Source organism: Sphingomonas paeninsulae (genome assembly GCF_003660165.1).
Classification (GTDB): domain Bacteria; phylum Pseudomonadota; class Alphaproteobacteria; order Sphingomonadales; family Sphingomonadaceae; genus Sphingomonas_O; species Sphingomonas_O paeninsulae.
In genome coordinates this window covers 151,023-174,132 of the sequence record NZ_CP032829.1, presented here as the reverse complement: position 1 = coordinate 174,132, position 23,110 = coordinate 151,023, and the positions used below count along the sequence as shown (strand labels likewise).

At 57.4% G+C, this 23,110-nt stretch carries 17 protein-coding genes; 5 read left to right on the top strand and 12 right to left on the bottom strand.

Annotated features, from left to right (window positions below):
- Window positions 1–148 precede the first annotated feature (148 nt).
- Window positions 149–784: a DVUA0089 family protein gene (locus D3Y57_RS20795; protein ID WP_239025954.1), complete on the top strand. Its 636-nt coding sequence runs from the start codon at window positions 149–151 to the stop codon at window positions 782–784.
- A 68-nt stretch (window positions 785–852) separates the two neighbouring features.
- Here the strand turns inward: D3Y57_RS20795 and D3Y57_RS06155 are convergent, their stop codons facing one another.
- The 3 genes from D3Y57_RS06155 to D3Y57_RS06145 all read right to left on the bottom strand — a co-directional run bounded on the left by D3Y57_RS06155 (window position 853) and on the right by D3Y57_RS06145 (window position 7,937).
- Window positions 853–1,500 carry a hypothetical protein gene (locus D3Y57_RS06155; RefSeq protein ID WP_162987003.1) on the bottom strand — a complete coding sequence of 216 codons (648 nt, stop codon included), beginning with the start codon at window positions 1,498–1,500 and terminating at the stop codon, window positions 853–855.
- A gap of 67 nt (window positions 1,501–1,567) precedes the next feature.
- Window positions 1,568–4,960, bottom strand: coding sequence for an acyl-[ACP]--phospholipid O-acyltransferase (locus D3Y57_RS06150; protein WP_239025953.1), 3,393 nt, complete (start codon window positions 4,958–4,960; stop codon window positions 1,568–1,570).
- Between the two features lie 58 nt (window positions 4,961–5,018).
- Entirely contained in the window at window positions 5,019–7,937 is a 2,919-nt protein-coding gene (locus D3Y57_RS06145; protein WP_162987002.1) for a DUF2339 domain-containing protein, read from the bottom strand.
- Window positions 7,938–8,073: 136 nt separating this feature from the next.
- Here D3Y57_RS06145 and D3Y57_RS06140 point away from each other — a divergent pair, with 136 nt between their 5' ends.
- Both D3Y57_RS06140 and D3Y57_RS06135 read left to right on the top strand, forming a co-directional pair.
- Window positions 8,074–9,216, top strand: a complete 1,143-nt coding sequence (locus D3Y57_RS06140) for a sterol desaturase family protein (protein WP_121152255.1) — start codon at window positions 8,074–8,076, stop codon at window positions 9,214–9,216.
- A 3-nt stretch (window positions 9,217–9,219) separates the two neighbouring features.
- Entirely contained in the window at window positions 9,220–9,813 is a 594-nt protein-coding gene (locus tag D3Y57_RS06135; RefSeq protein ID WP_121152254.1) for a TetR/AcrR family transcriptional regulator, read from the top strand.
- Between the two features lie 53 nt (window positions 9,814–9,866).
- Here D3Y57_RS06135 and D3Y57_RS06130 read toward each other — a convergent pair whose 3' ends face one another.
- Window positions 9,867–10,202, bottom strand: a complete 336-nt coding sequence (locus D3Y57_RS06130; protein WP_121152253.1) for a PilZ domain-containing protein — start codon at window positions 10,200–10,202, stop codon at window positions 9,867–9,869.
- A gap of 254 nt (window positions 10,203–10,456) precedes the next feature.
- On the opposite strand from D3Y57_RS06130, the gene D3Y57_RS06125 reads away from it, so the two are divergent.
- Window positions 10,457–13,588 carry an efflux RND transporter permease subunit gene (locus D3Y57_RS06125; protein ID WP_121152252.1) on the top strand — a complete coding sequence of 1,044 codons (3,132 nt, stop codon included), beginning with the start codon at window positions 10,457–10,459 and terminating at the stop codon, window positions 13,586–13,588.
- Between the two features lies 1 nt (window position 13,589).
- On the opposite strand, the gene D3Y57_RS06120 is transcribed toward D3Y57_RS06125, so the two are convergent.
- Both D3Y57_RS06120 and D3Y57_RS06115 read right to left on the bottom strand, forming a co-directional pair.
- The gene (locus D3Y57_RS06120; protein ID WP_121152251.1) at window positions 13,590–14,489 is read right to left on the bottom strand and encodes an SOUL family heme-binding protein; all 900 of its coding nucleotides are present in this window, start codon (window positions 14,487–14,489) and stop codon (window positions 13,590–13,592) included.
- A gap of 81 nt (window positions 14,490–14,570) precedes the next feature.
- Window positions 14,571–14,771 carry a hypothetical protein gene (locus tag D3Y57_RS06115; protein WP_121152250.1) on the bottom strand — a complete coding sequence of 67 codons (201 nt, stop codon included), beginning with the start codon at window positions 14,769–14,771 and terminating at the stop codon, window positions 14,571–14,573.
- Window positions 14,772–14,898: 127 nt separating this feature from the next.
- On the opposite strand from D3Y57_RS06115, the gene cls reads away from it, so the two are divergent.
- Entirely contained in the window at window positions 14,899–16,308 is a 1,410-nt protein-coding gene (gene cls / locus D3Y57_RS06110; protein ID WP_121152249.1) for a cardiolipin synthase, read from the top strand.
- Here the strand turns inward: cls and D3Y57_RS06105 are convergent.
- From D3Y57_RS06105 to bamA, 6 genes are all read right to left on the bottom strand, one after another.
- Window positions 16,292–17,770: an efflux transporter outer membrane subunit gene (locus tag D3Y57_RS06105; RefSeq protein WP_430739024.1), complete on the bottom strand. Its 1,479-nt coding sequence runs from the start codon at window positions 17,768–17,770 to the stop codon at window positions 16,292–16,294. The two genes, cls and D3Y57_RS06105, sit on opposite strands and share 17 nt — an antisense overlap.
- Before the next feature lie 7 nt (window positions 17,771–17,777).
- Window positions 17,778–18,962, bottom strand: coding sequence for an efflux RND transporter periplasmic adaptor subunit (locus tag D3Y57_RS06100; RefSeq protein WP_488349817.1), 1,185 nt, complete (start codon window positions 18,960–18,962; stop codon window positions 17,778–17,780).
- Window positions 18,963–19,005: 43 nt separating this feature from the next.
- Complete coding sequence (gene rpmE / locus D3Y57_RS06095) at window positions 19,006–19,233, bottom strand: 50S ribosomal protein L31 (protein WP_121152246.1); 228 nt, start codon at window positions 19,231–19,233, stop codon at window positions 19,006–19,008.
- Between the two features lie 102 nt (window positions 19,234–19,335).
- On the bottom strand, window positions 19,336–19,773 hold the full coding sequence (gene fabZ, locus D3Y57_RS06090) for a 3-hydroxyacyl-ACP dehydratase FabZ (protein WP_430739056.1): 438 nt from the start codon (window positions 19,771–19,773) through the stop codon (window positions 19,336–19,338).
- Window positions 19,774–19,780: 7 nt separating this feature from the next.
- On the bottom strand, window positions 19,781–20,410 hold the full coding sequence (locus D3Y57_RS06085; RefSeq protein ID WP_121152244.1) for an OmpH family outer membrane protein: 630 nt from the start codon (window positions 20,408–20,410) through the stop codon (window positions 19,781–19,783).
- On the bottom strand, window positions 20,410–23,085 hold the full coding sequence (gene bamA, locus D3Y57_RS06080; protein ID WP_430739023.1) for an outer membrane protein assembly factor BamA: 2,676 nt from the start codon (window positions 23,083–23,085) through the stop codon (window positions 20,410–20,412). Before bamA ends, D3Y57_RS06085 begins: the two co-directional genes overlap by 1 nt.
- Between the last annotated feature and the right edge of the window lie 25 nt (window positions 23,086–23,110).

Genomic DNA, 23,110 nt, shown 5'->3' with positions numbered 1-23,110 from the left:
ATTGATCGCTCATTATTGCATTCGGCCATATCATGGTTAACGTTAAATTAACGAGTCGTATCGCGTATGGGGCAATGACCCCGAAGCCCGGCGAGGCAAAGGTTATGCATGCCGGCGAATATTTCGCGCATCGTTCGCGCTTATCGCAATGAGGGGATATTTTATGAAATTCCGTTATGCACTTTTGTTGTTAGCTGCCACGGCGGCAACGCCCGCTTTGGCGGCCGATTTCTCTTTTACCGGCGCGTTCACCAATCCGAATGACGTCCAGACTTTCACCTTCGCCGTTGGTTCGCCGTCGACCGTTACATTACGAACCTGGTCGTATGCCGGTGGAACCAATGCAGCCGGCGCTGCGATCCCAGAAGGGGGATTCGATCCAATTCTCGCTCTGTTCGATTCTACTGGCGCTAAAATAGGAGAGAATGATGACGGTGGCTCAAATGTCGCGGCCGACAGCGTAACGGGCGCGCATTACGATACGTTTTTCTCTTCTGCTCTTGGAGTGGGAGATTACACGGTTTCGATTCAGGCTTACAGTAACTTCGCCGTTGGCCCGAACCTTTCTGACGGATTTCAAGACAGCGGCAATTTCAACGGGCGCAATACAGACTGGGCATTCGATTTACTTAACGTTGGCGAGGCAACTCAAACAGGTGGTGGCACGGGCGCGGTAGGTGCGGCTCCTGAGCCAGCGACATGGGCAATGATGATCGGTGGCTTCGGTGTTGCAGGAGGGACGTTGAGACGTCGCCGTGCAACGCCAGCTCTAGCCAAAGTTTAAAAGCTTTATCGAGCTAATACAGTGGCCTGATATTGCCTTTTAGGGGCGGTAAGATACTGGATCGCATCTTACCGCCCCGCTGCTTCATAGGTCAGCAACTGCTCACCCCGATGGACGATCAGTTTCCCCGGCTGGATGTCAATCTGCCAGCCAGTGAAATCGATCACACCCAGATCGTTGGGCGTCAGCACGAACGTGAGCACATTGCCCTTGCTGACTTCGATCACAAATCGCTGCGATCGAAGCTGATAGATTGGCACGCCGAACTCTACCCAGCGTGGTACCCGCTTTTCATCCGTCGAAAGCGTCCAGCCATAATCCTGCGTATAATCCTCAACTGGCTTCCCAGCATCGAAGCCGACCTTCAGATCTACCGCAGCAATGCCGCCGCCTTTCTGTCCCACAACGTGCAGGATCAGAGGCGCATCGGTCGATCTGGCAACCGTCCCAGCAGAAAAGACCGCCGCCACAGGTTTGGGTATGGTCACCAGATGCAACGCCTTGCCCTTTGCCGTCCATCGCCCTTTGGAAGCCTCGTCCAACGAACCCGCCATCAGGAAATATTGAAAAGTCCCGTCCGCATGCAGCGCAATTTCGGACGCTACATCAGGACCATCCTGCAATCTGTATGTGCCGATCGGCGATCCCGCTGCAAAGCTGGTTCCTGGGCTGGCCAACAACAATCCGGTCAGCGTGGCCTGGAAATATTTGTTCATCTCCATTCCTTCCAAGAGTTTTGCCATCAGGGACGCGGCTACAGCTTCCAATCTCCGGGCCGGAATCTCAACCGACCATTTCCCCCATCGTTACATAATCGATTTTGCCCGTCCCCAGCACAGGCAGCGCCTCTACGTTCCGAATGTCACGCGGAATAGAAATCTCCGCAATCCCGTTGGCCTTCCCCCACATAGACAAGGCGCCAAACTTAGCCGCTGGATTGGTCGTGAACAGCACCAGTTGCTCGCCTTTTCGTGGGTCGGGCCGCGTTACGACGGCATGGTCGAACCCCGGCCAGCAAGCCGCCGCATAGCCCTCGACGGCCGGCAGCGAGATCATCTCACCGCCGATTTTGGCAAAGCGTTTTGCCCGTCCCCGGATCGTCACGAAGCCATCGTCATCGATCGTCACGATATCGCCACTGTCATGCCAGCCGCCTTTTGGAGGCTGCAACAATCCCGGCGCATCCGACTTGTAATATCCGGCCATGATGTTTGGCCCCCGGATCGAAAGTCGGCCGCCCTCTTCTATACCCGGTACCGCCTCCAATTGGCCTTCGATGCCCGGTAACAAGCGACCGACACTTCCGGCGCGGAAGTGCATCGGCGTGTTGACCGCAATCACCGGGCCCGCCTCGGTCGCGCCGTAACCTTCGAGGATGCGTAACCCAAACTTCTCGGCATAGATTTTACGCGTCTCATCACGCACGCGTTCGGCGCCGGCAAAAATATAGCGCAGCGAATAAAAGTCGTAACTGTGCGCCATTCTTGCGTAGCCGGACAGGAATGTGTCGGTTCCGAACAGGATCGTCGCATTGCTGTCGTACGCGAGCGCCGGAACGATCCGATAGTGCAGCGGGCTTGGATATAACAGCGTCTCGATGCCGTTCAGTACCGGCAGCAAAGTGCCGCCTGTCAGTCCGAAACTGTGAAATACCGGCAGCGCATTCAGCACGGTATCCGAACTGTTGAAATCGATCCGCGCCGCAAGCTGCTGGATGTTGGCGATCAGGTTGCGGTGCGACAGCGCAACGCCTTTCGGCAATCCCTCCGACCCGCTGGTGAACAGGATCACCGCAGGGGCGTTGGGGTCGATCCGCTGACGACGAAGATTGCTTTCCGCAAATCTCGAAACGATCAGCGCGCGCAGTTTTGCGCCGATGCCGATGGTCGCGCCGATGTCCTCCAGATAGAGAACCCGCAGCCCATCGGCGATTAATCCCGCAACGACATCGTCCAACTTGGCCTGCGCAACAAATGCACGCGCTGTAACGATGATCTGGACGCCAGCCGCCCTACAGGCAGCACGAATGTTCGTCAGGCCCGCCGTGTAATTCAGCATCGCCGGTACCCGACCTATTGCCTGCAACCCGAACAAAGTCACTACGACGCCCGCGACGTTTGGAAGCAATACGCCAATCGCTTCACCCGGTTTCGTCACCGCAGCAAGTGGCCGCGACAACGCATAGCTGGCAATAATCAGCCGGTCGTAGCTCATGGGTTCGCGCTTGATATCTTCGACAACTTTCGCCTTGCGCCCGTGTATCTTGCGCGCGTCGATCAGCGCGCCGAACAGCGAACGGTCGATATCCGACGTCGCGAAAATCATCTCGCTCATCACATCGTACAGTTTGCGTCCGGCAATCGCACGCCGGGTTCGTGCCGACATTTCGCCCTCGATCACGAACCGGCGCGGCTGCAATATCGTCAGCTTGATCTTTGGAAACGCACGCAGCCGTACCTTGCCGCGCAGATAGGAAAACGACGAAAACTGCGCCCCGTCGATCCGCACCGGTATGATCGGCGCGTCCGATTTGTCGGCGACCATTCCGGGGCCATCGAACACCTTCATCAGTGCGCCGGTCACCGTGATCCGGCCTTCGGGGAAAATCACAAGCGTTCGCCCCTCACGCACGGCTTTGACCATCCGCTTGGCCGACATCGGGTTGGTCGGATCAACCGGAAACGCATCGAACAGCTTTAGCATTGGTTTGATCCACCAAGTCTTTGCAATTGAGGTTGCCACCGCAAACGTTGGTTTGCCCGGTAGAAATGCCGCCAATAGCAACCCGTCGAGAAACGACACATGATTGACGACGACAACAGCGCCCTCCCCCGGTTTCGGCATGTTCTCCGACCCTGCGATCTCGACGCGATAGGCGAAGCGCAACATCGCTTTCACCATGCTTTTGAAGATCGTCTCGGGCAGCAGCCAGCACGCAATCAGCGCCACGAACAGCGTCGCAAACCCCAGTGCCCCGATAATTCCCGGCACGCTTACACCAGCCGCAAGCAATCCCGCCGTGACCGCTACGATTGCAACCGTCAGTACCGCATTAACGATATTGTTGGCGGCAATGATCTGCGACCGCGCTTCGGGAGCGCTGTGTGTTTGCAGGATCGCGTAAAGTGGCACGATGAACATACCACCGGCGAAGGCGACCCCCGCCAACGCTAACAGGATGTTCCACGACCCCGCGCTGTTCAGGAACATTGCGATAGAAGCATCGCGAGCCTGAATGTCGTAACCACGGGTCGCGATCCACAAGTCGATCATGCAGACTGCCATTACCAGCGCGGAAATTGGAACGAAGCGCGCCGAGACTTCTCCCTTCAGTAAACGGTTCACGACAAGCGATCCGATTGCGATGTTGATCGAGAACACGAGCAGGAATAGTGTGACGACTTCCTGTTTGGCGGCGAGCGTTCCACTCACCAGCGGCGCGAATTCGGACAGGATCACGGCACCTACCGCGAAAAACCAGCTTATCCCGAGAATGCTCAGCCAAACCCCGCGGCCGCCCTGCGCCGACTTCAGAATTGCCCATGTTCCTTTGAAAATATTCAGCTCGATCTTTTGCCCGGGAGCAGTTGATGGCGCCGAGGGGACTGCCAGACTGACGACAAACCCCACGACAGCAAGGGCCAGTGCCGTCATTGCTGCATCGCGCGGCAAGAGAATTCCTGCGAGCAATTGGCCGCCGAGGATCGCAAGGAACGTCCCCGCCTCGATCAGTCCAGTCCCGCCCATTACCTCATCGGCGCGCAGATGCTGCGGCATGATCGAATATTTGACCGGCCCGAAGATTGTCGAATGGCAGCCCATTAAAAACAGCGCGGCCATGATGACGGGTATCGATTCCCACCAGAACCCGCCCAGCCCGATAGCCATTATGACAACTTCGGCCGCCTTCACCAGCCGGACCAGTTTGGCCTTGTCCCAGGCGTCGGCCACTTGTCCCGCAATCGACGAGAACAGGAAATATGGGAGTATGAAGAGTCCGGTAGCGAGCGTTGCCAGCATCTCCGCCTTGCCCGACTGCCCTGCATAAATCGTGAAATTGGCAAGAAACAGCAACGAGAACTTAAGGACGTTATCGTTGAACGCCCCTAGGAATTGAACGACGAACAAGGGCGCAAAGCGGCGCTTGCCGAGCAACGACAGATCAGGTGCAGACATTCGAACAATTCCCCGTTTGGACGCCCTAACCTCGAATGGATCTAATGCGACTTTGTAGTTATTCGGTTATCTTTGCGGCGGCATCATGGGTCAATTGTCGACTGTATAGCCAGCCGATCCCGATCAGGCTGAAACCAAGTGCGATGAACGAACCGATCCGCATCAGTCCTTCAAGGCCGGAAGCGTCGAACAGAAATACTTTGCCGACGGCACCGATCAACAGGACGAGCGACGCGATCCGCCAATCCCGGCTCTGTGTACGGATACCCCATAGGAGGAAACCAACCGCCAGCCCGATGGCAAGGATCGAGCGCAGGATGTCTTCGGCCCCGGACACTCCCGGCGCGACCAGCAATGTGCCGTGGAAAGCCTGTCGTAATGTCGCCCAGGTGAACCCGGCAACCAGTATCATGATGAGCCACTGAAAGGACCGCTCGCCCCGATCAGGCAGCATCCGCCGAATTAGCAAGACGCTGGCAAACAAAAGCCCGAACGCCGGAGCGATCAGATTTATGACAGGTAAGCCACCGACGGCCTGTGTCGCCCACAAGGGATTGTACACCAACAACGTGTACCAAGCCGTGTGCAATGCCCCCGCAGCGATCAGCATAATCGCGGCGAGGCGACGACCGAACGTTCCTGATCCGCGCGACAGACCCCAGCCCGCTCCGATCAGTAATGCCTCCCACATGATCCGCTGTGTCATTCCATAGCGGGTAAAGTCGGCTCCTAAGGCGCTCGCAAAGCCGATCCGGTAAAGGGCATGGACCGCAATTATTCCCATAATCGCCGCACCTGTGGCTGAAACGCGTAAAGCCACCTGACCCATCTGCGCCCGCCATAGCCACAGGGCGACGCCAACCAGCAGCGCCGGGATCAGCAACTGTTTTCCGATCATGGCTGCCGTGAGCGTATTAGGGTCGAGGACCATCGGAACGCCGCCAAGCGATGCCAGCGCCCCAGTCAACCAGATTCCGGCCGGCCAGAGTGCCCATGCGGTAATCAAGATGCCGAGTGTTCCGGAAGCTGGTGCCAATTGTGGCCAGCCGATCCGTGAATGTACCGCGGCAAGACAAACCAGTGCGATGGGCGGCACCAACGGTAGCAACCCGACAGGCAGGATCTGAGCCATGGCTCCATAGATCAGCAGCGTTGCAAAAATCTGGGCCAGCTTTGCCACCCGTCCCGGTCGCGCCCTAATCGCAAAGATCACCGCCACGCCGGCAAGGAATGCCCAGCGCACAAATGCCATAGGCTCGGTGATCTCATGCTCGATTCCCGCCAGTCGCTCCCAATCGTTGAACGAGGCGATGCCGGTGACTGCGAGCAAAGGGACTGCGATTGCCGCAAACACGCCCGCCACAGTTTGCGTCCGAACATCTTTAGCCTGCTCGCCAAAGAACAGAATGCTGGCTCCGATTGCAGCGAGCCCGATCGGCCACAGCCAATCAGGAGTCGCAAAACAGAACGCTACACCCAGAAGTATCGCTGTCGTGGCCGTTGCCAGGGCAAAGCGACGGTCGCCACCACGATCATCACGCGTCCAACCCAGCGCGAGCGCCGTTGCGGGGATCAAGCTGGCCCCTAACGAGAGCCACGCAAACTCCATATCACGTGGCGTCTGGTGGAAAAAGAACGGATAATAATGGACAAAGGGCACCATCAGAACCGCAAGCGCCAGCCCGCACAGTTCGACCATGCGTTGAAGGACAGGCGGCGTCTTCCACACAGAGAGCATTAGCGGTCCGCCATGGATCAGCGCGAGTGCCAAGCCAACGATCACGAAATCCGATAGTGCAGGATCAGGCCACGCAATCAGCAGCGCCGCCGACAAGACAAGCCCGATCGTGGGAACAATCGCAAAGCCACGCTCGCGCCAGTTCAGCCACTGACCCGCCGCAGCGAGTAGCGCAAATAATCCCCAGTTGAGCATCGAGAACCCGCCGAGTGCGACCATTAACGCGAGCTGTGCCGCGCCCACCAGCGTGGTGGCCGAACGGAATAGCGTGGCGCGCGGACCATTGAGCACAAGCATCGGCAGGCCGATCGCCAGCAAAAGCACTAGCCCGCCAAGGGACAGCGACGCCATAGTGTCCAACGCGCTCGACGCGACGATCATCCACAAGCTCCAGCCAGCACCCCCTGCAAGCGCGATAATGCCAAGCCATGCCCAGCGCTGCATCCGCGATACGCCCGCAAGACCGGCGATCGTCAGCGCGAGATAGACTGCGAGCATCGGCACATTAGGTTGCATCCCGCCGACCATTGCGGGTGCGGCAAGGCCACCGGCCAGCCCCAGCACCGCACTGGGCGCGCCAAAACGGATCGACAGTGCGAGTGCACCTGCGGTGACGGCGGCAAGTGCGACGAACGCGGCAAAGGGACCGATCAGCGCATAGACGTTCGCAGCGACAAGGACCGTGGCATACAGTGTCGCGATGCCTGCGCCCGACAGTGCCTGACGGATGCGCGGATCATTGACGTACTTTTCGTGCCGCGATGCCAGTTCGGCTCCAGCGATTAGACCCGCGCTGAAAAGCAGACCGCCGACGACGCGAACCCAAGGCGTAAATATTTTCATGACCCCTGCGTCGATCGCGTATTTGGCGATCAGCACACCGGCGATGGCAAGGGTGATACCACCGGCCCAGATCGGCAGACGGCGGCCGAACAGATCTTCGAAGTTGAACGACCAGCTCTGTTTCGGTTTGGGGTCAGGGGCAAACGAGTGCACACGGTCAGGCGTGATTTGAGGTTGTGCGATGGCAGGTATCTCGACCGGAATTGGTTTCAATTCGAGATTGATTGGTTCCGGCGCAACTGGAGTTTCACTGGCTTCAACCCTGAGCGGTGCAGCGCTTTCGAAGGAGCCTCCCTGTTCGAGTAAATTCACCCGCGTCTGGAGCCGGGAAATCTTCGACCGTGCATCCATCAGCAAGACGAAACCGATGACCAATCCAACGAACAGAATAAACATGGGCTGCTCCCTATCCTGCCGCGCTACACGCAAAATAATCATTGTTCAATTAAAATATTGGACGCTGCTCAATTAACCGCTTATCCATAGTGCGATCGGTATAGGGTATGACCGGTCAACAGTGGGAGCGCGGTTCATGGCCCAATCATTTATCAAACGACTGGCTCATGATCTGGAGGCCCCTATCGAAGCGCGGGGATTCGGTTCCGGCTGGTTTTCGGGGTTTTTTGCGATCGTGCTTGCGGTCGTCGGCCTGTGCTTTGTGGCCGCCCTGCGCTGGCCTGAATGGTTCGCGATGCCCCAGCTTGTCGTTATCCGGGACTGGACGGGCTTTCGCCTGCTTGTCCACGTAACCCTGCTGACCAGTTACGCGCTTGCCCTGCTCAGCCTGTTGCTGCGTCCCCGCAAATCGATCGGTATGACCGCACTGGTGATCGCGCTCGTGGCGTCGTTCCTTGGCGGAGCCAACGTCCAGCCGCACGACACGCAAAGCTGGGGAATATTCTTCGGAATCGACTTCTTTGCGGTAAATATGGTCGCAACAGGACTGATGTTCGCGCCGATCGAGCGTATTTTCCCGCATCAGGCCAGCCAGCGCCTGTTCCGTAGCGAATGGCGCGAAGACCTGTTCTATTATCTGCTCAGCTCGATGCTTGTCCAGATAATCACCTTCCTGGCTCTCGCGCCGTCCGGGTATATCAATGCCAACACCAGCAATTTCGGTGCGATGCGGGCATGGATCGGTGCGCTCCCGTGGGTCGTCCAGTTCATTATGGCGATGGTTCTGACCGACATTTGCCAATACTGGTTCCATCGCATGTTTCACCGCGTCCCGTTCCTTTGGGGCTTCCACGCGGTCCATCATTCGGCAAAGTCGATGGACTGGCTGGCGGGTGCGCGGATGCATTTCGTCGAGATCATCCTGTTGCGCGGCGTGACGTCGCTTCCGTTGTTGACGTTCGGCTTTTTGCCCTCAGTAATGCAGACCTATGTCGCGGTGGTTTATGTCTATTCGTCGCTGATCCATGCCAATCTGCGCGGGGATTTCGATGGTCTTGGCCGCTGGCTGGTCGTGCCGCGTTTCCACCATTGGCATCACGCGATCGAGGCCGAAGGTGTGGACAAGAATTTCGCGATACATTTCCCGTGGCTCGACCGCATTTTCGGTACATATTATTTGCCGAAGAGCGTTTGGCCCAAGGGCTATGGCGTTCCCGAAAAAGTGCCGACCGGTTATCTTGCCCAGTTAAAATACCCATTCGTTCGAAAGCAGTCGTGATCGATGGGACGTCGATCCGACCATAGCCGTGCCGAATTGCAGGCGATGATCGTGGCAGAAGGCCATCGCCAGATGTCCGAGGTCGGCTATGCGCATTTCTCTGCGCGAGAGGTAGCCAAGCGCATCGGTTATTCGGTTGGCACGATCTATAACGTTTTCGGTTCGCTCGATATGCTGGTGGTTGCGATCAACGGGCGGACGCTCGACCAGTGGCGCTATCACCTTGAACAACGTCTTGAAACGACCAGCGACAACCGTCTTCACGCGGCAATCGAGGCGTATTTCGAATATGCCATTATCCATCGCCATGCGTGGGCGGCGCTTTACGACTTTCGCCTTCCACAGGAACAAAGGCTGCCGGAGGGGTACGAAGCGAAGCTGACCGCCATTATCGATATCGTGGTTGCGGAAGTTGCCGCCGCCCTGCCCGATCATGCACAGTCGCAGGCCGATGCACTGGCGCGCTCGCTGCTCGCTACCGTTCACGGGCATTGCTTTTTTACATTGAACGGCACGTTCGCGCTGCTGGGCGAAAGCGACCCATTGGGTGCTGCCTATGCCCGCGTGCAGGAAGCTATCGCGGCGGCATCGAAATGATGGGCCGTTTTTCAGGTGCCCGATAATCAGGCCGGCGATGATCAGGCCGGCAATTATCCGGTCATGGACTGGGTCAACGACCTGAACAGGCTATTCTCGATGGGCTCGTCGAAACGGCATCCGGCATATCCCTTTTCGTTCCAGACGATCGTCGCATGGATGGGATTTGCGCCGACAAAGCGCAGCCAGACAGACTCTCCTGCATCGTGATCGAGCGGGGATTCGATTTTGCATCCATAGATCGAAAGGTCGGCGAGTGAAGCCTCTGCAGGTTGCTCGGTAATCTTTCGGACGCTTGCTCTGGTCACGGAAACGACCAGACGCGGTGCCGATCGTTTTTCGTCCATACCCGGTAAAACCGGAAGTATTCGCCACACGTTAGAAGCCATAGCTATTCCCTCGCTGGAGGGATGATAGTCCTTTCGTGTCAAACAACCCTTAACATCGTCTTGGGGCGTTTTATCGGCGGAATGTGCAGATGTTATCGGTCGACTGTCTGACTGCCTTTCCCCTACCTTGAAGGAGCCGGTAACCACTTCCACTGGCTGCAACCGTCCCGGCGTTGTTCAAGGAAATCAAAATCAAAGTTCTTGCAGCCGCTGTATTGCCGAGATAATACAGTCGCGGAACGAGGATAAGACCGATGAGCTTCCGCAACATTTCCGCTTGGGCGATCCGCAATCCCGTTGCCCCGATCGTGCTGTTTGTCGCCCTGACGCTCGCCGGAATCGTCAGCTTCATGCAGATGAGCGTGAACAATAACCCCGACATTGCCTTTCCCGCCGCACAGGTTGTCGTCAATCAACCCGGTGCCGCACCCACGGAAATGGAAACGCAGGTTGCGCAAAAGGTCGAAGCGGCTCTTCGTGGGATCAATGGCGTCGAGGATATGTCGACGCGTATCGACGAAGGCAGTTCGCAGACGTTCGTCCAGTTTAACATCGGAACATCGGTCGATCGTGCCGTCAATGATGTGCGCGATGCCATTGCCAATATCCGTGGCGACTTGCCCGATGGGATACTCGAACCTCAGGTGACGCGGATCGATATCGATGGCGGCCCGATCGCCTTCTTCTCTGCAGAAGCGGTGGATATGACGCTCGAACAGCTAAGCTGGTATGTCGATAACACCGTAGCAAAACGACTGCTGACTGTCTCAGGAATGGCCGCAATCCAGCGTTCGGGTGGTGTCAGCCGCGAAATTCGTGTGGTCCTCGATCCCGTTCTTATGCAGGGTCAGGGGATTACCGCTGCTCAGGTCAACGCACAGTTGCGTTCGATGAACCTGAATGCCGCGGGCGGGCGGGCCGAAATCGCCGGGTCAGAACAGGCGGTTCGCGTTATCGGCAATGCCAAGAATGCGTTTTCGCTTGGTGAGACGATGATTTCCATTGGCGGCGGGCGCTCGGTCAAGCTCAGCGATATCGCAACGGTGCGCGACCTTTATGCCGAACAGCGCCAGGTCGCGAAGATGAACGGTCGACAGGTACTGAGCTTTTCGTTGGCGAAATCGAAGGGGGCGTCCGACGTCGCGGTTTACGACGAAGGATTGGCCGTCCTGAAAGCGCTGGAGAAAGAGAACCCGAAAATCCACTTCACGCAGCTTTATACGAGCGTTGATTATACCAAGGAGCAATACCACTCAGCGATTGATGCGATGTGGGAGGGGGCCGTCCTCGCCGTTTTGGTCGTGTTCCTGTTCCTGCGCGACTGGCGGGCCACGGCCATATCGGCGCTGGCAATTCCATTGTCGGCTATCCCGGCGTTCTGGTTCATGAACCTGATGGGCTTTACGCTGAACGGTATCAGCCTGCTGGCACTCAGCCTTGTGGCGGGCGTTTTGGTCGATGATGCCATCGTCGAGATCGAGAATATCGTGCGACATATGCGCATGGGCAAGACGGCGTATCAGGCATCTATCGACGCGGCGGATGAGATCGGGCTGGCGGTGATGGCGACGACAATGAGCATCGTTGCCGTGTTCCTGCCGGTCGGGTTGATGCCGGGTGTGTCGGGCCAATTTTTCAAGCAATTCGGTCTGACAATCGTTGCCGCAGTGCTTGTCAGCCTTGCCGTCGCGCGCTTGATTACGCCGATGGTGGCGGCCTATTTCCTGAAAAGTCACGGAGCGGCCAGCCACGGTGAGAGCCCGCTGATGCACCGCTATATGGCGTTGCTGCGCTGGTCGCTGGACAAGGGGAAGTCCGCTGCGGTTCGTCAGAAAGTTGGATTCAAACGTCATTTCGCGCGACTTGCCGATCATCGGACATGGGTGATGGGCATTGGCTTTGCTGCGTTTCTGCTGACTATATTGGCGTTTGGAACGCTCCAGTTCACGGGACAGCCGACGGTCAACACTGACTATAGCCAGGTCAAGATCGAGATGGCGCCGGGCGCGACCCTCCACCAGACAGAGGTCGTTGCCGATCAGGTGTCGCGTGTGCTGCACCGTGCGCCGGAAGTTGCGGCCGCATTCAGCGATGTCAGCGTCGGCAGCGCCAACGTCTTCATTACTCTGAGGAAAGATCGCACCGTCACGAGTGTCGAGTTCGAGCGCAGCATGGCCGCGAAGCTGCGCGAAATACCGGACGCGCGCGTGACCTTTCAAAGCCAGAGCGGTGGCCTTGGCCGTGACGTGTCAATCATGTTGGCGGGCAGCGATCCTGATGTCGTTACCCGTACAGCCCAAAAGCTTGTCGAGGAAATGAGCCATCTGAAGGAATTGCGCGCGCCACGGATCGACGGCGACCTGCAGCGACCAGAGGTGACGATCAAGCCACGGCTCGATGTCGCTGCCGATCTTGGGGTGACGACCACCGCACTCAGCCAGACGATCAGGATCGCCACGCAGGGCGAGATCGATCAGAATGCGGCGAAATTCTCATTGTCGGATCGCCAGATACCGATCCGCGTCATGCTCGACGAAACTGCGCGGACGAACCTTTCCACCATCGAAAATATGCCGGTACCGACAGTCAGTGGCGGGTCGGTGCCGTTGAAGGTGGTGGCCGAAATCGGATTTGGGGCCGGCCCTTCAGTCCTGCGCCGGTATAATCAAAACAGACGACTTGCGATCGGAGCGGATTTTGCGCCGGGTGTGGTCACTGCATCGAAAGAGATCGACGCGCTTCCGACGATGAAGAATCTGCCGCAGGGTGTTGCACGGGTCAGTTTTGGCGATGACAAGTTTCAGGCCGAAATGATGGGCAATTTTATCAAGGCTGTCCTGTCAGGGGTATTGTTGGTCTTTGCGGTACTGGTGCTGCTTTATCGCCGCGTTCTTCCGCCATTCGTGAACATGGGGTCGCTGTTGCTCGCGCCATTGGGGGGCGCAATCGCGCTGCATCTGACGGGTAATCCCCTGTCACTTCCCGTGTTGATCGGGCTGTTGATGCTGCTCGGCATCGTCGCGAAGAACTCGATTCTACTCGTCGATTTTGCGCTCGAGGAAATGAACAAGGGGATAGACAGGACCACCGCTATTCTGGACGCCGGTCATAAACGGGCACAGCCGATCGTCATGACAACGGTGGCGATGGTCGCGGGAATGCTGCCGATTGCTCTCAGCTTTTCCGGGGACGGGAGTTGGCGCGCGCCAATGGGAATTGTCGTGATCGGCGGACTGTTGCTGTCGACCGTGCTGACGCTGGTCATTGTGCCGCCGCTGTTCAGCCTTGCAATCGGGTTCGAAGCCCGCATTGGTCCCCGTTTGAGGCGGCGGTTCACGAATGGCGGTGGGAGAGCGCCTGAGGGCGTTCCCACCGCCGCCGAATAGGTCAGCGCGTGCTGAGGGTGATGATGACTTCGTTACGGCGCAAGGGGCCGGGCATCACTGGCGAATTGTAAAACGCGTGTTCGGCGAGGCCTTCGCTAGGGAAGGTTCTGAGTTCAAGCCACGACCGCAGCGCACCTTCTTTGGCGGCAAGATCGGCGTCGTCGGCCCGTCCAGAAAAACGAACGGCAGCGACGCGACGCGGTGGCTCGTTTGCGAGCGTAACACCCGATGGTGGCGTTGGCAGGTCGGCACGCGTCTTACCTGCCGGCATAATGAAACGCGTGCGCCATCCCGATTTGCTGCTGCCATCCGACAGCACCGGAGCAGTCATCGCGATTTTTTCGCCATTCCGGGACTTTGCAAAGATATAATCGGCAAGGATTTTGAATCCCCGTTCCAGCGCCGCATCGCGGGGGCCGCGCGCTTCGGTCGCCGCTGTGACGAGGCCGGGGTATTCGCGGATTTCGAAATCACCGTCGCGTTCGATCAGCTTATAGTCGGGCTGATCGGCTTTACTCGCGCGCCAGAGAAAGAAAGCCGCGCCAAGTGCCGCGAGCACACCGCCGGTCCCCGCTGCAACGACAGCAGCCTGTTTAATTGACGGTTTGGCGAGGAGTGCCGGTTTCGCCACCGGGGTTGTACGAGGTTTTGCCGGTGCGCGCGATGCTGGTTTTGCCCGATGACGCGTCGGAACCTTGGGTTTCGGTCCAGGCTTGGCCGCGACCTTCGCGGGGGGTGCGGAGGCCGGTGCTGCAATAGCCGGAGTTACCGCAGCAGCTTTAGGGGCCGCTTTCCCAACTGGCTTCGCTGCCGCAGGCTTTGCAGCAGTGGTCGCAGTTGCTTTCTTTACAGCCGGGGCACGTTTTTTAACGGCTGGCTTTTCGGGAGGTGTATCGGACATTGGTTTCTCCTTGTCAGAACGGCAAAGCGCCAAACCCTATGACGGTTCCATCTTGCTCCCGGAAGCCATCAGATCGAAGTGCTATTCGTCGTCTTCGTCAGCATCGTCCTCGTCGCCATCGGCTTCTTCCAGTTCCTGCGCGCGCTCGATCTCATCAACGATTTCAACAAGCTGATCTTCGTCGGCCAAAAGCTTCGTCACTGACCCGGACTCATCTTCGATCGTCAGCAGAAAGCCATCTTTCGCGCGCTTGACGGTAAACTGTTCGAGCATCTTTGCCATGTTTCAATCTTCCAAAAAACCGAGTTGGTGGCCTGTGACGCAATCATCACATTTTGAGAAGCGCAATCTGATTGGTCGGCAGAATGACTGGGGGTATCATGGTTCCATGCTTTGGCTATCGTGAAGCATGTTCATCCCTTTGTCTCCCGATCTCGGCACTGGTTATCTGATAGTCGAATGGATCATTCGCATCGGAATGACGCTGGTCGTGCCGTTCCGCCGTTCACCCGGAGCAACGCGCAGTTGGCTTCTGCTGATTTATTTTCTGCCGGTGCCGGGGGCATTATTCTATGCGGCGATCGGACGTCCCAAATTTCCACAATGGCGGACCGAAAGATTTGCGAATCTTTCAGGGTTTTACGATCGTTTGCGGACTAGGCTTACCCCGGCAGTCCGGGCCGATGGCTTTGAAGAAAGCGCGGCCCTTGTCCAGCGTGTCGGCGGTATGCCAAAGGTCGGCGGCAATGCCGTCGAGCTTATCGACGATTATGATGATGTGTTCGATCGCCTGATAAGAGATATCGACGGCGCCAGATTTCACGTTCGCATTCTCGTTTACCTCTTCGCAAACGATGCGACGGGAATGAAGGTGATCGAAGCGCTGGGCCGGGCCAAAGCGCGTGGCGTGGATTGCCATGTGCTGATCGATCCAGTCGGTTCATACAAATGGCTAAAGGGTACGCGCCGCGATTTGCAGGCCGCAGGGATAGAGATACGTGAAGCTTTGCCGTTTCGCCTTCTGCGCAGACGGACGCGGCGCGATATGCGCAATCACCGTAAACTGTTCCTGATCGATGGTATCATCGGATACGCCGGGTCGCAGAACATCGTCGCCAAGGATTTTCGTCCCGGCGTAACCAATCACGAACTCGTCGCGCGCGTAACCGGACCCATTGTTGCGGAAATGACCGGGGCATTCATGGCGGACTGGTATCTGGAAACCGAAGTCATGCTGGAGGAGGACATCGCCCTGCCCCCAACAATCGGTAACGTTACCGCGCAACTCCTGCCTAGTGGCGCGGATTATAAATGTGAGGGGTTTCAGACCTTTCTGGTGTGGAAAATCCACCGGGCCGAACGTCATGTCCTGATAACGACCCCATATCTTATTCCAGACGAGGATTTGCTGAGCGCAATGCGCACCGCTGTTCTTCGCGGGGTGGTCGTCGATCTCGTCGTGTCGGCCATCGCCGATCAGAAACTCGTCAACTTGGCGCAGCGCTCCTATTATCAGGAACTGTTGGACGGCGGCGTTCGTATCCACCGGTTTCGCCACTTCCTGTTGCACGCAAAGAACGTCAGCATTGACGGTTCGGTCGCGGTGATAGGATCGAGCAACGTCGACATTCGTTCGTTTCAGCTTAACGAGGAGGTCAGCCTTGTGCTCTATGGTCGCGATGCCGTGGAACCGCTGGAGGCTATTCAGCGCGGGTATCTGAACGCGAGTGATCCAGTAGAAGCTGCACGTTGGAAGCGACGACCGGCGCTTCACAAGGTCGGCGAGAACATCGCCCGTCTTGTCAGCCCTTTGCTTTGACCGTTCCAGCAGGGAGCGATGGGGCCGGCTCGCCGTCGATCAGCATATCGCCACCAAGGACACGGTAAAGCGTCACGAGATTGTCGGCGCGCAGCAGCCTTGCCGAGGCAAGTGCGCGTCTCGCCGTATAGAGCGTGCGTTGTGAATCCAGGCGATTGAGGAAAGTGTCGATGCCTTCTTTGTAGCGTGCCTCGGCGAGAAAATCGCTGTCTCGCGCTGCCGTTTCCAAGTCGATCTGAGCCTGCGTCTGCCTGTCGATAGTACCGCGCCGGGCAAGAGCATCGGCAACCTCGCGAAAAGCCGTCTGCACTGTTTGTTTATACTGAGCGACGGTCAGATCACGCTGCGCGTTGGCAAATGCCAGATTGCCGCGATTTGCCCCACCATCGAACAGTGGCAATGAAGCGGATGGGGCAACGGACCATGCGAAGGCATTGCCTGTAAACAGTGATGACAGCGCTGTGCTGGCAAACCCGGCCAGTGCGGTCAGGCTGATCGTCGGGAAAAAATTGGCACGGGCAGCGCCGATACGCGCGTTGTTTGCACGCAGCCGATATTCTGCCTCGACAACATCGGGGCGACGCAACAGGATTTGAGAACCCAATCCGGCGGGAAGCTCGCCCAAAAGCGTGTCGATGCTCTCGATCGAGGAAGGCAGTTCGGCATCGGCGACGGGGCCGCCGACCAGCAGTTCGAGCGCGTTGCGATCTTGCGCAACGACAGTAGTCAAATTGGCAGCATCGGACCGCGCCTGATCCAGAATGGTTTCCGCCTGTCGTAAATCGGTCCGGGGCGCGATGCCACCCTTTAGTCGGGCGCGGGTCAGGTCGACACTTTTCGATGCGCTGACCTGCGTATCATTGGCGATGCCAAGAAGGCTGCGATCGGTTGCAAGAGTCAGGTAAGTGCTGGCGATTTCGCTGACGAGGGTTAGACGCGCGGCGCGCACCCCAGCTTCAGTCGCCAGATATTCCTGAAGTGATGCTTTGGTCAGATTGCGAACACGGCCGAACAGGTCGACTTCGAACGCGGATATCCCGACCTGAGCTGTGTATGACGTTCGCCGGCTGCTTCCGCCTGAAACTGTCGTGCCGGTCCCGTTGTTTATGTTCGTCGATGAACTGCCCGAATCCCCAGTAGTTACGCCCGCAGAAGCATCGATGCCGGGAAGCAACGCAGCACGCTGAACGCGGTATTGCGAGCGGGCCGAAGCGACATTGGCCAGTGCGATCGCGATGTCCTGATTATCGACTAGCGCACGACCGATAATGGCCTGGAGTTTGGGATCACGGAACAGGTCTTTGTAGGTTACGCTGGGAAGCGTAGCCTCGCTATTGCGCAAATAGGCATCCCCCGCTGGCCAACTCAGCGGAACAGCATGAGCAGGCCGAATATATTTCGGCTCGAAGCTACAGCCAGTGAGTGCGGTTGCGCAAACCAGCCCGATGAAAGCGCGCATCAACACGGATTCAGGAAGCAGCGTGTTCGGGCTGTGCGGGCTTCGATCCTGCGGGGACCGGCTTAATCGCCTGCCCAGCCTTGATCCGAATTAGCCCCTCGGTGATAACGCGATCACCCGGCTTCAGGCCTGAAGTGACTAGCCACTGTGCGCCAATTGCGCGATCGGCCGTGACGTTACGTTGCACCGCTTTGTTGTCCGGCCCTACGACCAGTACCGTCGCACCGCCTTTGGCATCACGGGACACTCCCTGCTGCGGCAGGAGAATGGCTGATTGGGCCGTTCCTTGCGCCAGCTTTGCGCGCACATACATGCCGGGCAGCAGGAGTCCGTTAGGGTTGGGGAACTTGGCCCGAAGCGTGACACTGCCGGTGTTTGCATCGACCATGGCTTCGGCAAACTGCACCGTTCCCGTCGGACCATAGTCGCTGCCATCTTCCAAAGTCAGCTTGACCGCAGCGGACGAAACACCAAGTCCACCCGAAGCCAGAGCGCGACGTAAAGCCAGAAGGTCGGCGCTCGATTGTTGAATATCGACAAACATCGGGTCGAGCCGTTGGATTGTCGTCATCGGATCAGCCTGCGATGATGTCACGAGTGCGCCCGTCGTCACAATTGATCGCCCGACGCGTCCGGTGATGGGGGCAGCAATCTTTGTGAAGCGCAGGTTGATGTTGGCGGTATCGAGTGCGGCCCGGTTCTGGGCGACACCCGCCCCCGCTTGCCGTGCTGCTGCCGACGCGTCGGTCAAATCCTGCTGACTGACCGCTTCGATCTTTGCGAGCGGACGATAGCGATTAGCTTTTGCCTCTGCGGCTTCGCGCACTGCGTTGGCGTTTTGCAAATTGGCCTGCGCCTGTGCGGCGGCGGCCCGATAAAGGCTCGGGTCAATCCGATAGAGCGTCTGTCCAGCGTGAACGACGCTACCCTCGGTAAATAATCGCTCACGCACGATGCCCGACACCTGCGGGCGCACTTCCGATGTCTCATAAGCGGATGTGCGGCCAGCCAGTTCGACCGTTAAAGGCACGGTCTGTGTTTTGACCACGACAAACCCGGCCTCGGGCGTGGGCGGTGTTTTCTTTGCGGGCTTCGAACATCCACCGAGGATGGAGCCGGCGAGAACAGTCACCAGCGCCGCGCGAAAGATACGGCGGCGCCGATGTCCGGTCGATTTGTCGAATGGGGCAGTCAACACAAACTCCTGGCTAAACGCCAACACTGCCCCGGTATGACAGTTATTTCTTGAGCGAAAGTCCGCCGAAACGCTTGTTGAAGCGTGCAACCTGACCACCGGCATCGAGCATTGCGCCCTTGCCACCGGTCCATGCCGGGTGCGAGGAAGGATCGATTTCAAGCGTCATCAAATCACCTTCTTTGCCCCAGGTCGAACGTGTTTCGAACTCGGTGCCGTCGGTCATCTTGATCTTGATCGTGTGATATTCGGGATGCAGGTCTTTTTTCATCAACGTGACTTTCGAGTAAGCGGCTGGTTCCGACCAGCCTGAAAGGAAGCGCGGCCAATAGCGGGAGATGCACGGGTTCGCAACCGAAGTGATTGGCGAAACTTATTTTGGTGGATCGGCAATCATTGCGGTAAAGTTCGCTTCGGCAACCAGCTTGCCATCGACCAGCGCCCGACCCGCAAATTTGCAGACCGATGCGCGCTTTTGAACGAAGCTGGCTTCGAGCCGGAGCAGGACGCCCGGCTCGACCGGACTGCGAAACTTCGCGCCGTCGATTGCCATGAAGTAAACGAGCTTGCCCGTTCCCGCGAGACCAAGTGATTCGACCGCAAGGATTCCTGCGGCCTGCGCCAGTGCCTCGACGATCAGAACGCCGGGCATGATTGGCCGTCCCGGGAAATGACCGGCAAAAAAAGGCTCGTTGATTGTCACCGCCTTGATTGCGACGATGCTCTCATCGACGATGAGTTCCTCGACGCGATCAACCAGCAACATCGGGAAGCGATGGGGCAACGCCGCCATCACTCCCCGAATGTCGATGCTCAAGTCAGCGACCCTGTGGTGCTGCGGAGTTCCCAGGAGCGCCCTGTCCATTAGGTGCCCAGCCAGTTGGTGGCGTGATGCTTGCGGTCGGTACGCTCTTGTTCAATTCGGCAACGATGGCGTCCGTCAGATCGACCGATGGCACATAGGAAATTGCTGCCTGTGGAGCGACTACAAGGGTAATGCCTTTAGCTGTCATTGCAGTCTTGATGGCAGCATCGAGCTTCGCACCAATCTGTTCTTCGACATAAGCCTGAGCGCGGGCGATCGGAGCCGACAAACGCTGCAATTCGGCCTGTGCGGCCTGCTGCTTCTGCTGGATGGCAGCATATTGTGTCTGCAGAGTTGCCTGATTGGCGTTGGGAGCTTTTTGCGCCGCCTGGAACGCAACGATCTCAGGCTGAAGCGAAGCTTGCAGAGCCTTCGACCGCGCATCGAAAGCTGCGATCGGAGCGGCATAGGTGGTCTTCATCTGCGTCATTGCAGTCGTGAAGGCATTTGTTTTCTGGATAGCACCCTGCACATCGGCAACGCCGACGTTACCGGCAGCCTGAGCAACCGCGACGGGAACGATACCAGCGGCAACGGCGAATGGAGTTGCAGCAAGAAGGGCTGCCTTGAACATCATTTTCATTAGAATTGGGTTCCTACGTTGAATGTGAACAGTTTGGTTTGATCGCCTGGCTGTTTCAAGAGAGCCTTGGCAATATCTATACGGAAAGGACCGAATGGCGAGTTCCAGTTGACGCCGAAGCCGATCGAGAGACGAGGGCTGGGAGAGTCGCCATAATATGCCTCGCTAAAGCCGGGAATAACATTCTGATACAAGGTTGTTCCAGCAGCGCAGGCACCGGAGGTAGGGATAGGCGTCACGGTCGATGATGTTGCAGTATCGATACACTGCTTGCCGCCGCTTGAACTTAAAAGCGGCTGTATCAATCGGGTGTCGCCATTCATATAGTCTTGTAGCTCAGGTTTGGTCGTCCCAAAAACGGCGCCTGCGTCAATGAATATCGAAGGCCGCAACCCGAGTTCTTTTGCACCCGCTCCCAGCGGAATCTCAAGTTCAAGCCGACCCAGATAATAAGCGCGGCCGCCCAGTGCATCGTCGGTTTGAGTGCTGGTATCGGTCGATTTCGTCTGAAGGCCGGTTACTGGATCCGTGACATATGGAGTTCGCACCACACGGGGACCAACACCACGAATGTCGAAACCGCGAAGTTGCGGCTGACCGAGGAAGAAACGATCTGTCAGGCGGATTGGATCTGCACCGTTAACGCTCGAATCGAAAGACTTGATATATCCGGCTTCCATCCTTGCCGATGCAATGAACTTAGCCCCAAGATCCCAATATTTCGACGCCTCGATCCTTGTCCGCAGATAATGGACGTCACCGCCAAGTCCGGCAAAGTCCTGACTGAAGACAGCGCGCTGACCCTTAGTCGGGTGGATGCCGTTGTTCAGATTGTCGTAAACGATGCTGTAACCGATCGACGATGTCAGACGGTTGCCCAGTGCATCGCACAAATAGCGACCGGCAATGAGTGGGCTACATTGGCCGTTGATATAATATGTATTCTGATCGAGCGTAACCTGATCGTAGCTGACTCCAAACCGTCCTGCGACCGACACAAACTCGGTCAGCGGAACGCCGGTTCGAAGCTGGAACCCCGTCGTCAACTGTGAATAGGTCGTGTTGCGGTCACCGTTGTTGGTGTAGTTGAACGAGTTGTAATCCCGGCGGAAAATATCGCCGCCCAGCGCGATATTCTTGTCGAAAAGATACGGTTCGGTGAAGCCAACTTCCACCGACTTCGAATAAGTCGAATAGCTGACCGAGGCACGCAGTTCCTGGCCCTTGCCGCGGAAGTTACGCTGCTTGATCGAGGCATTGATGATGAACTTTTCAAGGCTGGAATAACCGGCCGACAACTGAAGTTCACCCGTCGATTTTTCTTCGACATTCGCCTGAAGAATGACGCGATCGGGTGCCGAACCCTGTGTTTGCGCGATTTCCAGCTTTTCCTGGAAAAAGCCCAGTGACTTGATGCGATCTTCCGAACGCTTGACCGAATAGCTGTTGAATGCGTCGCCCTCTGCCAGTCGGAATTCGCGACGCACGACTTTGTCCTGCGTAAGCGTATTGCCGTTCACGTCGATACGCTCGACATAAACGCGCGGTGCATCGGCAACGCGGAACGTGATGTTCATCGTCCGTGTGTCTTTTTGCCGGTCGAATTGTGGATCGATCTGCGCAAATGCGTAACCGAGCAGGCCCGCAGTTTTTGTCACATTGTCGACCGTGTCCTCGACAAGCTTGGCGTTATACCATTCGCCTTTATGCATCGGCAGCAACGTCTTGACGGTTGTCGCCTTGAAATCGCGAATGTCGCTTTCGACGTCGATATCGCCGAATTTATAGCGTTCGCCCTCTTCCACGACATAGGTGATGATGAAATCACGCTTGTCTGGCGTCAGTTCTGACACGGCTGAAACGACCCGGAAATCGGCGTAACCATTGGTCAGGTAAAATTGGCGCAGCTTGCCTTGATCATAGGCAAGTTTGTCAGGATCGTAGCTCGTATTCGACGAGAGCATCCGCGACAGACTCGAACGCTTCGTCACCATCTCGCTGCGGAGCTCGCCATCCGAAAACTTAGTGTTCCCGATGATGTTGATCTGCCGGACCTTGGACTTTGGCCCTTCCGAAACTTCATACACCACATCGACGCGATTCTGGTCGAGCATGACCATCTTTGGTTCGACGGTGGCAGCGAACCGGCCCTGGCGTCGATAAAGTTCGATGATGCGCGCGATATCGGCACGCACCTTCGACCGCGTAAAGATCTGGCGCGGAGCAAGCTTCAGTTCCTTGGAGAGCTTATCCTCCTTGATGCGCTTGTTACCCTCGAACACGATCCGGTTAATGACCGGGTTTTCTTTAACGATAATCGTTAGAGCACCGTTTTCGTCGCGAATTTGGACGTCGGCAAAAAGTTCGGTCGCAAAAAGATCCTGCAACGCCTGATCAAGCGATTCGCGAGTGTACGCGCCGCCGATCCGCAGTTTCACATAAGATCGAACCGTTTCCGGCTCGATGCGTTGGGCACCACTGACGGCGATCGATTTGATCGTGCCGCCGTCTGTAACCGGTGCAGGCGCTGGTGGCGCGGGCGACAGCAGGCTTGTCGCAGGCTGAGGCGTGGGCCGATTCCGCTGCGCAAGCGCTGGAGCGCCGCCAAGCATGGTTCCTACGAGCAGGACGGATAAATAGCGGCCGCCTTGAAAAACTGACTTGTTCGCTGTCACGCGGTCCGGCCCTTACTCAGAAATA

Coding starts and splice junctions, on each gene's coding strand:
- D3Y57_RS20795 (WP_239025954.1), top strand. CDS start 149: ATGAGGGGATATTTTATGAAATTCCGTTATGCACTTTTGTTGTTAGCT.
- D3Y57_RS06155 (WP_162987003.1), bottom strand. CDS start 1,500: ATGAACAAATATTTCCAGGCCACGCTGACCGGATTGTTGTTGGCCAGC.
- D3Y57_RS06150 (WP_239025953.1), bottom strand. CDS start 4,960: ATGTCTGCACCTGATCTGTCGTTGCTCGGCAAGCGCCGCTTTGCGCCC.
- D3Y57_RS06145 (WP_162987002.1), bottom strand. CDS start 7,937: ATGTTTATTCTGTTCGTTGGATTGGTCATCGGTTTCGTCTTGCTGATG.
- D3Y57_RS06140 (WP_121152255.1), top strand. CDS start 8,074: ATGGCCCAATCATTTATCAAACGACTGGCTCATGATCTGGAGGCCCCT.
- D3Y57_RS06135 (WP_121152254.1), top strand. CDS start 9,220: ATGGGACGTCGATCCGACCATAGCCGTGCCGAATTGCAGGCGATGATC.
- D3Y57_RS06130 (WP_121152253.1), bottom strand. CDS start 10,202: ATGGCTTCTAACGTGTGGCGAATACTTCCGGTTTTACCGGGTATGGAC.
- D3Y57_RS06125 (WP_121152252.1), top strand. CDS start 10,457: ATGAGCTTCCGCAACATTTCCGCTTGGGCGATCCGCAATCCCGTTGCC.
- D3Y57_RS06120 (WP_121152251.1), bottom strand. CDS start 14,489: ATGTCCGATACACCTCCCGAAAAGCCAGCCGTTAAAAAACGTGCCCCG.
- D3Y57_RS06115 (WP_121152250.1), bottom strand. CDS start 14,771: ATGGCAAAGATGCTCGAACAGTTTACCGTCAAGCGCGCGAAAGATGGC.
- cls (WP_121152249.1), top strand. CDS start 14,899: ATGTTCATCCCTTTGTCTCCCGATCTCGGCACTGGTTATCTGATAGTC.
- rpmE (WP_121152246.1), bottom strand. CDS start 19,233: ATGAAAAAAGACCTGCATCCCGAATATCACACGATCAAGATCAAGATG.
- D3Y57_RS06085 (WP_121152244.1), bottom strand. CDS start 20,410: ATGAAAATGATGTTCAAGGCAGCCCTTCTTGCTGCAACTCCATTCGCC.